Genomic DNA, 9,401 nt, shown 5'->3' with positions numbered 1-9,401 from the left:
TTCGCCCAACGTCACAACCGTTAAGGGCGAAAGATTTTTCGCCCCTACGGGGATTACCGCGAAACGATGGGACCATATAAGGCAGCCATGGAACAATCATTAACATACGCATCCATCGACGATACCGTTCTCGACACCTTGCTCCCGCCCCGGCGCAGCTACTGGGTGACCGTGGCCGTTCTCTTCGCCGGGGTGCTCATGGGCGCCGCCTGCTGGATGGTTCAAATCCTGGTGGGCATTGGCGTGGGCGGCCAGAACAACCCCGTGCACTGGGGCACCTACCTGATCAATTTCGTGTTCTGGGTCGGTATCGCCCATTCGGGAACCCTGATCTCGGCCATCCTGCACCTCTTTCGGGCCGGCTGGCGCAACCCCATCGCCCGGGCCGCCGAGACCATGACCGTCTTCGCCGTGTGCACCGCCGGGCTGTTTCCCTTCATCCACCTGGGCCGGGTCTGGATGGTTTTCTACATGCTGCCCTTTCCCAACCAGCGCACCCTGTGGCCCAACTTCCAATCGCCGCTGATGTTCGACGTGGTGGCCATCTCCACCTACCTGACCGTGAGCAGCCTCTTCTGGTACACCGGCATGCTGCCCGATCTGGCGATCATCCGCGACCGCGCCATCGGCGTACGGCGCAAGATCTTCACGGTGCTGGCCCTGGGCTGGAACGGCGAATTCGAAATCTGGCGCCATTACGCCCGCGGCTACCTTTTTTTCGCCGCCCTGGCCACGCCCCTGGTCATCTCGGTGCACAGCGTGGTCTCCTGGGACTTCGCCCTGAGCGTGGTTCCCGGCTGGCACACGACCATCTTCGCCCCCTACTTCGTGGCCGGTGCCATCCACTCGGGCCTGGCATGGTGGTCACCCTGATGATTCCCTTGCGGGTGATCTTCCGCTACGAGAAGATCATCACCGATCAGGTGCTGGAAAGCGTGGCCAAAACCATCATCTTCACTGGCCTGATCGTCGGCTTCGCCTATGCCACCGAGCTTTTCATCGCCTGGTACAGCCACAACCCCGTGGAGATGGAGACCTTCCGCTGGCGGGCCTTTGGCGATTACGCCCTGGAGTACTGGATCATGGTCAGCTGCAATGTCTTCATCCCGCTGCTGCTGTTCTTCAAAAAGATCCGCACCAACATCCGCCTGCTCTTCATCATCTCGCTCTTGGTCAATGTGGGTATGTGGTATGAGCGCTTCGTAATCATCATCGGGTCCGTGGCCCACGATTTTCTGCCCCATGCCTGGGGCCTGTACTCACCGAGCTGGGTTGAATTCGGCATCATGATCGGCAGTTTCTGCCTCTTCTTTTTCCTCTTCGTGCTCTTCGTCAAGCACATGCCGTCGGTCTCCATGACCGAGATGAAAGAAACCCTGCATGAAGGAGCCTCCCATGCCGGCTGATACGGTTTCCATCATGGGCATCTTTGCCAGCGAAAACGGGGCGGCCAACGCCATCGACCGTTTGCGCGAAACCCCCTGGACCATCGAGCGGGTACACAGCCCGATCCCCAGCCACACCATCGAACAGGCCCTGGAGCTGCCCAAAAGCCGGGTGGGCTGGTTTACCCTGGGCGGCGGCATCATCGGTTTCTTCACCGGTTTTCTCCTGGCGGCCTTCACCGCCACGCGTTGGTCGTTGATCGTCAGCGGCAAGCCGGTGGTGGCCCTGGTTCCGTTTTTCATCGTCGCTTCGAGTTCACGATTCTCTTCGCCGTTTTCGGCAACGTGCTGGGGCTGATCTCCCAGGCGCGCCTGCCACGCTTTTCCACCGTCGCCGGTTATGACGACCGCTTCAGCGGCGACCGTTTTGGTGTGCTGGCCCGTTGCGCGGCCGGGAGAAGGAAAAACTGGTGCGCTTTTTCGAGGAAAGCGGCGCCGAGACCAACGTTGTCGATGACCCCGCAGCCTAACGGAGAGAAGACCATGTCTGAAAACCGCCCCCAGCCCTCGCTGATGAAAATCTTCACCGGCCTGTTCATTGCCGGGGCGCTGATTTTCATCGCCGTGGCCATCATCGGCGATCCGGCCCGGGCCTGGCAGGCCTACCTGCTCAATTTTCTCTTTTTCTCGGCCATCGCCCAGGGCGCCGTGCTCTTCTCGGCCCTGATGCACACGGTCAAGGCGCGCTGGAGCGGTCCCCTGGCGGATATCGGCGAGGCCTTTGCCGCCTTTTTCCCGGTCTCCCTAGTGCTCTTTTTGATTCTCTTTCTGGGTCGTCAGTACGTCTTTCCCTGGATGCACGCGGATTTGCACGGCAAGGAGGTCTGGCTCAACGTGCCCTTCCTCTTCGGCCGTGATTTTATCGGCCTGTGCCTGCTCTACGGGATTGGCATCGTCTTTCTCTATCACCGCCTCTACTTCACCCTGAAGGAGCGGGGCGCGTCGGGACCGTTGGGCCGCCGCCTGCTGAAACGCTGGGAGGGCAAGGCTTTCGACGAACGAAAGTTCGCCGCGCGCACCACCACCTTTGCCATCCTCTACCTGTTGGCCTTCGCCCTGGTACTCTCGCTGATCGGCTACGACCTGGTGATGGCCGCCGACCCGCACTGGTACTCGACCCTGTTCGGCGCCTACAGCTTCATCAAGGCGGTCTACATCGGCTTCGGCGCGCTGATCGTGCTCAGCGCCCGGTTGCACCTCAGCGAGAAAAAACGACTACCGCGTGGCGGAGAACCAGTTTCACGACATCGGCAAGCTCTTCTTCGCCTTCTGTCTGGTGTGGGCCGATTTCTTCTACGCCCAATTCGTGGTCATCTGGTACGGCAACATTCCCGAAGAGACCAGCTACATCATCGAACGCACCATGCCACGCCCTGGAACGCTTTGGCCTGGACGGTTTTCATCGGCTGTTTCGTGGCGCCGTTCATCATCCTGATCAACCGCCGGATCAAGACCAACCCCCAGGCCATGACGGTGATCTGCCTGGCCGTCATGCTCGGCATCTGGCTGGAGCACTACCTGTTGCTCGGTCCGGCCTTTCACCCCCATGTCCATCATCTGCCGCTGGGCTGGGTGGAAGTTGCCGTGGGCGTTGGCTTCTTCGGCCTGCTGGCCATTGCCGTGACCCGGTATCTGAAGACATTTCCGGAACTGCTGGCGGCCGGGGCGGAAAACCGGCTGACGGTAGAAGCCCATTAATAGAAGGAAGACAAAGGCTTGAGTGGACCGCGCCCCTTCAGCCTAAACGCCTAAACCCCTATTCCCCTGAGCCCTTACTATGGAAATTCTGATTACCACCTTTTCGCTGCTCACCCTCGCGGTGATCGTCATTCTCATCGGTACCCGGGGACGGCCCATGCGTTTTTTCACCGCCTTCGGCGAAACGCTGGTACAGATCTGGGCGAACCGCGGTCCCATGGTCTGGGTGATGAGCTGCGTCTTTCTGGTGCTGGGATTCCTCTTCTTTTTCTATGCCTCGCCGGCCACGCGCATCGGCGCGGCCCAGCCGATTCCCTTCAGCCACCGGCTGCATGCCGGCCACAAGGCCATCGACTGCCGCTTCTGCCATTCGTATGTGGACAAATCCATCCATCCGGGCATGCCGCCGGTGGAAAAGTGCCTCTTCTGCCACAACTACATCATCACCAATCACCCGGAAATCCAGAAGGAGCACGACTATTTCAACAGCGATACGCCCACCCCGTGGGTCAAGGTCTTCACCCTGGCCGAACACGTGGTCTTCAATCACGAGCGCCACATCAAGCGCGACATCGCCTGCGAAGCATGCCACGGGGACGTCCGCGGCATGGATCGGCTGAAGGGCACGCGGTTCAAAATGGGCTTTTGCATCCAGTGCCATCGGGATCTCGGCGTGAATGTCGGATGCTGGCTGGCGTGTCATAATTAAATGGAGTGTTAAGTGTTAAGTTTTAAGTGTAAAGAGAAGGCGTCCCATCGTTTTTCTTAAAATCGATACGATCCACGACTTAACACTTAACACTTTAAACTTAACACTCACTTGCTCAAGTAGACAGATATCGTCGTTTACATAAAGGAGTAACTCTTGGCCATTGATATCCACGCCCTTGATTCCCCCAACACCACCGCCAAGGGGTTTGCCCTGACATCCGCCTTCTGGATGATGGTGGCCACCTTTTACGGACTCTTGGGGGCCACCGAACTGGTCGCTCCGGACCTGACCGCCAACATGGGCGGCATCGTTTTCGGACGCGTGCGGCCCACGCATGTCAACCTGGTGCTGTTCGGTTTTGTCACCCCGGGTCTGCTCTCGGCGGCCTTTTACTTCATCCCCCGCCTGTTGCGCACGCGCCTTTTCAGCGAGCGCCTGGGCGTATTCACCGTCATCGCCTGGAACATCGCCCTGATCGGTGCCGTGGCCAGCCTGGCCTCCGGCATGACCCAGGGACGTGAATACGCCGAGTTGATCTGGCCGCTGGATATCATGGTGGTGGCCGCCTTCGGCCTGGTCTTCATCAACTTCATCCTGACCGTAAAAAACCGCCAGGAGCCGATCCTCTATGTCTCGGTGTGGTATATGCTGGCCGGGGTGATTCTTACCTTCTGCACCTTTGCCCTGGGCAATGTCATCTGGAAGCCGGACAGCGGCGCCTGGTGGGCATTCCCGATGCGATCCTGCTCTGGTTCTACGGTCACAACGTCTTCGGCCTGCTGCTGACCCCGTTTTCAGCGGCCGTGGCCTATTATGTGATTCCACGCGCCTGCCGGGCGCCGCTCTACAGCCATACCCTCTCCCTGTTGGGATTCTGGGCCCTGATCGTGGTCTACACCCACATCGGCACCCACCATCTGCTACAGGTGCCCGTGCCCACCTGGCTCAAGGTGGTGGCCATCGTGGACAGCGTGGCCATGGTGATTCCGGTGATGGCCTTCTTGATCAACATCTGGTACACGGCCAAGGGTCGGCTGGGGGAGATCCATGCCGACATCGGCGCCAAGTTCGTCTTCACCGGCACGATCATGTACTTCTTTGTCAGCATCCAGGGCTCGCTCATGGCCCTGCCCGACGTTCAGCGGGTGACCCACTTCAACAACTGGGTCGTGGCCCACGCCCACATCGGCGTCCTCGGTTTCGCCGGCATGATCGCCCTGGGCGGGCTGTACTACACCATTCCCAAGATCTCGGGCAAACCGCTGTTCAGCCGCTTCCTGGCCGACTTCCAATACTGGATGGTGCTGATCGGCATGGTCGGCTTCACCGTGGTGCTGACCATCGCCGGCCTGATCCAGGGCAACGCCTGGCTCAACGGCGAGACGGTCTACCGGGTGTTGCCGGAAATCCACGTCTACTATGTGGTCCGCGCCGGCCTGGGGTTGATGATCTTCTCCAGTGCCGTGCTGGGATTTTATAATATCGTTCGCTCACTGTTCGGAAAAGCCGGAGCGTCATCATGAAAATGACTCCCCTTGCCGTGGTCGTCGGTTCACTGCTGATCCTGGCAACCATCGTTTTCGTGGTCATTTTGCTGCCGTATCAGCATACCAGCCAGACCACGCCATCGGATATCTTCCGCCAGCGCTCCCTCGAGGAAGCCGCCGGAAGGAAGATCTACATCGCCAACGGCTGCGTCTACTGCCACAGCCAGTCCATTCGCAGCATCGACTGGGGACTGGGGGCCGAGCGCATCGCCCAGGCCGGCGACTACGTGGCCGACTATCCGATCTTGCTGGGTTCCCAGCGCACGGGTCCGGATCTTTCCCAGGACGGCGGCGAGCATCCCGACGACTGGCACGTGGCCCACTTCGTCAATCCCCGGTATACCCGGCCGCTCTCGATCATGCCGCCCTTCCAGTTCCTGGGCGACACCAACATGACCCAACTGATCCGCTACGTGCAAAGCCTGGGCATGAAGAACGCCGACCAGCGCATGCAACGCCAGACCCACTGGAAAGCCGAGGCCATCAAGGCCTATGAGGCCGGACCGGATGCCAATATCCAGTGGCTCAGCGAAAATATTCCCCAGGGATGGCGCGACGTGCCCAACCCCTATCCCACCAGCGATGCGGGACTGGCCCGCGGCCACAAGATCTATCAGGATTTCTGCCTGGGCTGCCACGGTCCGGTGGGCGACGGCATGGGACCGGCCCAGCCGTACATCTACCCGCCACCGCTCAATTTCACGCTTCTGAAGAATCGCGAGATCAGCGGCGGAATTCTCTACTACCAGATCATGAACGGCATCACCGGCACGGCCATGCCCTACTTCAAACGCGAACTGGAATCGGAAAAAATCTGGGATGTGGGCAACTACGTGGCGGTCTATTTTATCAACGACAGTGATGCGAATATGGCGCCGCGGGGAATCGATGCGGCTTACGAGCCGTGAGGCCGTAAGCGGAATGCCAAAGTTCAAATGACAAATGTCAATTGAAGGTATTCTATCTATTTTACGAATCTGTCAAAAATGAACATGTATAGTGGAAACGGCTGTATACGACTTAGAAGAAAGAACGGCAATTTTCGGCGAGCAGGTCATCGAACTTGCCCAGTCGCTTCCCGAAAACCGGATTAATGATGTATTGGTCAGACAAATCGTCAGATCCGGCACCAGTGTCGGCGCAAATTACATGGAGGCCGACAGTGCCGGGTCCAAAAAAGACTTTAAATACAAAATCGAGCTTTGCCGAAAAGAGGCCAAGGAGACCAAGCACTGGCTTCGAATGATCGCCAAGGCGAATCCGGAAAAGAAAGAGGCCATTCGCCGACTTTGGCAGGAAGCCCACGAACTGACGCTGATCTTTTCATCAATCGCCAATTCGTGCCGAAACCCATAAAAAGGAGTTCAACCTTCATTTGACATTTGTCATTTGAACCTTGACATTATCCATTATGTACTATCCCTACTTCATCGCCTACATCGCCATCGGCATCGTTCTCAGCCTGGCGGTTTTCTACTGGGCCTTCCGGACCGGGCAGTTCGGCGACCAGCAGCGGGCGCGCTATCTGCCCCTCAAGGATGAAGCCGACGCGCCGCCGGTCAAGGCAACCCGGATGGGCCGCATCGAGACCTACGGGCTCTTTATCCTGGCGACGATCGGCATCGGCGCGACGGCGGCGGTGCTGGCCTTCGCCCTTTACTTCAGCAAGCAATGAGGTTCTCCCATGCGTTTTTTTGAACTGCTCAGTTTCCAACATACCATGGCCTGGCTCTTTCCGACCCTGCTCTTCATGGTGGTCTTCGGGGTGGGACTGGCCTTCGCCCATCTGCACGGCAAGGACAGCGAGGCCGGCAAAAAGCGCATTACCGGCCGCTATGCCGACGGGATCGAGGAACGTGACGCGCCCTACCCCTTGATCATGATGCTGATCATCGCCGGCGCCTTCATCTGGGGTTTTTTCTACATCGTCATGCATGGTGTACTGGGAGTGAAGATCTGATATGAACGAACATCACCATCAGCCGTCGCTTTTCAGGACCTGGATCTGGCTCGGCGTCATGCTGGGCATCATCCTGTTCAAGGGCTTTTTGGCCTTTTATGTGGTCTCGGACATGGGCCAGCCCACCTGGGACTATCGCCCGGTAAGGGACGTGCCGGCCTCGTCACCCTACGCCGTCTACCAACGGATGCCCAACGCCCAGCATGTGCGCGGGGCCGGAGGAAATTAAATGATTCGCATCCTTTCCGTTGTTCTGATCGCCTGCACGGTGGGTTTGGTCGCCTGGGGCCTGATCACCGCCTATGACACACTGATGCCCGTCGGCCGCATGTGGCGCACCCCGGCCATCAAACCCCACGAGCACCCCATCCCGGTGATGCCGGCGGGCAGCGTACCGACCCGTGGCGGAGAAGCCTTCTACCATAGCGCCGCAGCCGAGGATCTCAAGCCGCCCTTCTCGCTCACCGACCCGGCGGTCATCGCGGCCGGCAAGACGGGATACGGCTATTACTGCGTCCACTGCCATGGGAAAAACGATGACGGCTACGGCACCGTCGGCCAGAGTTTCGCCCCCAAGCCCCGGGATTTGCGCGACGCCAAGGTTCAGACCATGGCCGAGGGCACCCTTTTCAAGGAGATCAGCTTCGGCATTCCCGGCGGCCGCCAGCCGGCGCTGGCCACCACCATCGCCCCGGAGGATCGGTGGCGGGTGATTGCGTATGTCAAAAGCCTCGGCCCACGCTGAACGCGTGGGCAATGTCAAATGCCAAAGCGCAAATGTCAATTGAAGGATCGGACCGATTTTAACATCAAATCGACAGCATTCCACCAATTGTCATTTGGATTTTGGCATTTGTCATTTTTCCCGCCCCTTATTTACGCACACAAGCACCCATTTTTTAATCGCCACGTGAATTCTTCCATCCCGCCTTGCTGTGATCTTTGCGGCCTGCCGCTTCGCCACGGAACCATCACCCACACCATCGATGGCCATACGCTTTACTTCTGCTGCCAGGGCTGCCGGATGGTCTATACGATGCTGCTGGAATCAACCGAGGTAGACGATCCGGCCGACTTCCGGCAGACCGATCTCTTTCGCCAATGCGTGGCCGCCGGGGTGATTCCGGCCAGTGAAGCCGACCTGATCCGCATGAAGGATTCCGGACAGGATGATGCGGCCATGGGCCTTGCACGTGAAGCCGTCGAAACGGCTGGCGAGATGACCGACACCCTCTCGCTGGATCTGACGGTCGGGGGCATGTGGTGCCCGGCCTGCGCCTGGGTAATCGAAACCGCCCTCGGTCGGCTGGAGGGGGTCACCGAAGCACCTGTCACTTTTCCACCGACCGCCTGCGCTGCCGATACCGCCCCGACCGCACCGATCCGGCGCATATCCAGCGCACGGTGGCCCGCCTGGGTTACGCCGTTCACGACGCCGATGCCGGCGCCAACGCCCAGGCGGACCTGCGGCGCGAACTGATTCGCCTGGTGATCACCGCCCTGCTCTCGGCCAACGTGATGATGCTTTCCTGGGCGCTGTATGCCGGCTTTTTCACCGACCTTTCCGGCGATGCGGTCTCTAAAATCTCCCTGCCCATCGTTCTCATGGCCACGGCGGCGTTCCTCTACGGCGGCGGCCCCATGCTGCGCAAGGCCTGGTTCGGCCTGGTCCACCTGCGCCGGGCATGGAGACCCTGGTGGGCATGGCCGCCGGTTGCGCCTATGTGTACAGCCTCGTCAACTGGCTGAGTGGCAGCATCCACCTTTACTTCGACACGGCCAGCATGCTGATCACCCTCGTGCTGCTGGGCAAGCTGCTCGAACAGCAGGCCCGCGGCCGGGTTCGCCGGGACCTGGATACCTTCTTCGCTCTGCAGCCCAGCAAGGTGCGCATCGTCAACGACCAATGGCCGTCGGGGCGGTATGCTTCCATCGGGCAACTGGCCGTGGGCGACCGCTTTGCCGTCGAGGTCGACGAGATCGTACCGGCGGACGGCCGGGTGGTGTCGGGCAGCGCGCGCGTGGACGAATCCGCCCTC

At 59.6% G+C, this 9,401-nt stretch carries 16 protein-coding genes; all 16 read left to right on the top strand.

The genetic code is table 11. From position 1 onward, the window contains the following. Nucleotides 1-87: 87 nt before the first annotated feature. Entirely contained in the window at nucleotides 88-873 is a 786-nt protein-coding gene (gene nrfD, locus JCM12296_RS46190; protein WP_246805100.1) for an NrfD/PsrC family molybdoenzyme membrane anchor subunit, read from the top strand. Beyond that, entirely contained in the window at nucleotides 858-1,406 is a 549-nt protein-coding gene (locus JCM12296_RS46185) for a hypothetical protein (RefSeq protein ID WP_246805098.1), read from the top strand. Before nrfD (JCM12296_RS46190) ends, JCM12296_RS46185 begins: the two co-directional genes overlap by 16 nt. Further along, complete coding sequence (locus JCM12296_RS29620) at nucleotides 1,396-1,743, top strand: quinol:electron acceptor oxidoreductase subunit ActD (protein ID WP_054700550.1); 348 nt, start codon at nucleotides 1,396-1,398, stop codon at nucleotides 1,741-1,743. Before JCM12296_RS46185 ends, JCM12296_RS29620 begins: the two co-directional genes overlap by 11 nt. Then, nucleotides 1,731-3,143, top strand: coding sequence for an NrfD/PsrC family molybdoenzyme membrane anchor subunit (nrfD, locus tag JCM12296_RS29615; protein ID WP_083456643.1), 1,413 nt, complete (start codon nucleotides 1,731-1,733; stop codon nucleotides 3,141-3,143). The genes JCM12296_RS29620 and nrfD (JCM12296_RS29615) overlap by 13 nt, the downstream gene beginning before the upstream one ends. A 79-nt stretch (nucleotides 3,144-3,222) precedes the next feature. After that, nucleotides 3,223-3,852, top strand: coding sequence for a cytochrome c3 family protein (locus tag JCM12296_RS29610; RefSeq protein WP_246805083.1), 630 nt, complete (start codon nucleotides 3,223-3,225; stop codon nucleotides 3,850-3,852). A 156-nt stretch (nucleotides 3,853-4,008) separates the two neighbouring features. Further along, nucleotides 4,009-4,641 (top strand): cbb3-type cytochrome c oxidase subunit I, encoded by a 633-nt coding sequence (locus JCM12296_RS48365; protein WP_281492197.1) that lies wholly within the window; start codon nucleotides 4,009-4,011, stop codon nucleotides 4,639-4,641. Further along, nucleotides 4,578-5,378 carry a cbb3-type cytochrome c oxidase subunit I gene (locus JCM12296_RS48360; RefSeq protein WP_281492196.1) on the top strand — a complete coding sequence of 267 codons (801 nt, stop codon included), beginning with the start codon at nucleotides 4,578-4,580 and terminating at the stop codon, nucleotides 5,376-5,378. The genes JCM12296_RS48365 and JCM12296_RS48360 overlap by 64 nt, the downstream gene beginning before the upstream one ends. After that, on the top strand, nucleotides 5,375-6,310 hold the full coding sequence (locus JCM12296_RS29600; RefSeq protein WP_054700543.1) for a cbb3-type cytochrome c oxidase subunit II: 936 nt from the start codon (nucleotides 5,375-5,377) through the stop codon (nucleotides 6,308-6,310). Before JCM12296_RS48360 ends, JCM12296_RS29600 begins: the two co-directional genes overlap by 4 nt. A gap of 91 nt (nucleotides 6,311-6,401) precedes the next feature. Then, nucleotides 6,402-6,758 (top strand): four helix bundle protein, encoded by a 357-nt coding sequence (locus JCM12296_RS29595; RefSeq protein WP_213183644.1) that lies wholly within the window; start codon nucleotides 6,402-6,404, stop codon nucleotides 6,756-6,758. Between the two features lie 55 nt (nucleotides 6,759-6,813). After that, nucleotides 6,814-7,077, top strand: coding sequence for a cbb3-type cytochrome oxidase assembly protein (locus tag JCM12296_RS29590; protein ID WP_157068010.1), 264 nt, complete (start codon nucleotides 6,814-6,816; stop codon nucleotides 7,075-7,077). Nucleotides 7,078-7,086: 9 nt separating this feature from the next. After that, complete coding sequence (locus JCM12296_RS29585; protein ID WP_054700535.1) at nucleotides 7,087-7,362, top strand: cbb3-type cytochrome c oxidase N-terminal domain-containing protein; 276 nt, start codon at nucleotides 7,087-7,089, stop codon at nucleotides 7,360-7,362. A 1-nt stretch (nucleotide 7,363) separates the two neighbouring features. Then, on the top strand, nucleotides 7,364-7,591 hold the full coding sequence (locus tag JCM12296_RS29580) for a hypothetical protein (RefSeq protein ID WP_054700532.1): 228 nt from the start codon (nucleotides 7,364-7,366) through the stop codon (nucleotides 7,589-7,591). After that, nucleotides 7,592-8,107 carry a c-type cytochrome gene (locus JCM12296_RS29575; RefSeq protein WP_054700530.1) on the top strand — a complete coding sequence of 172 codons (516 nt, stop codon included), beginning with the start codon at nucleotides 7,592-7,594 and terminating at the stop codon, nucleotides 8,105-8,107. Between the two features lie 165 nt (nucleotides 8,108-8,272). Continuing rightward, the gene (locus JCM12296_RS29570; protein WP_157068009.1) at nucleotides 8,273-8,842 is read left to right on the top strand and encodes a hypothetical protein; all 570 of its coding nucleotides are present in this window, start codon (nucleotides 8,273-8,275) and stop codon (nucleotides 8,840-8,842) included. Further along, nucleotides 8,767-9,111, top strand: coding sequence for a hypothetical protein (locus JCM12296_RS29565; protein WP_054700525.1), 345 nt, complete (start codon nucleotides 8,767-8,769; stop codon nucleotides 9,109-9,111). Before JCM12296_RS29570 ends, JCM12296_RS29565 begins: the two co-directional genes overlap by 76 nt. Then, nucleotides 9,066-9,401: P-type ATPase actuator domain-containing protein (locus JCM12296_RS29560; protein WP_479690888.1), on the top strand; the 336-nt coding region annotated here is incomplete at its 3' end. The genes JCM12296_RS29565 and JCM12296_RS29560, both read left to right, overlap by 46 nt.

It is taken from the genome of Desulfosarcina cetonica JCM 12296 (genome assembly GCF_001311845.1).
Taxonomy (GTDB): Bacteria; Desulfobacterota; Desulfobacteria; order Desulfobacterales; family Desulfosarcinaceae; genus Desulfosarcina; species Desulfosarcina cetonica.
The sequence above is the reverse complement of the archived record's forward strand: the minus strand, read 5'-3'. Positions and strand labels throughout refer to the sequence as shown.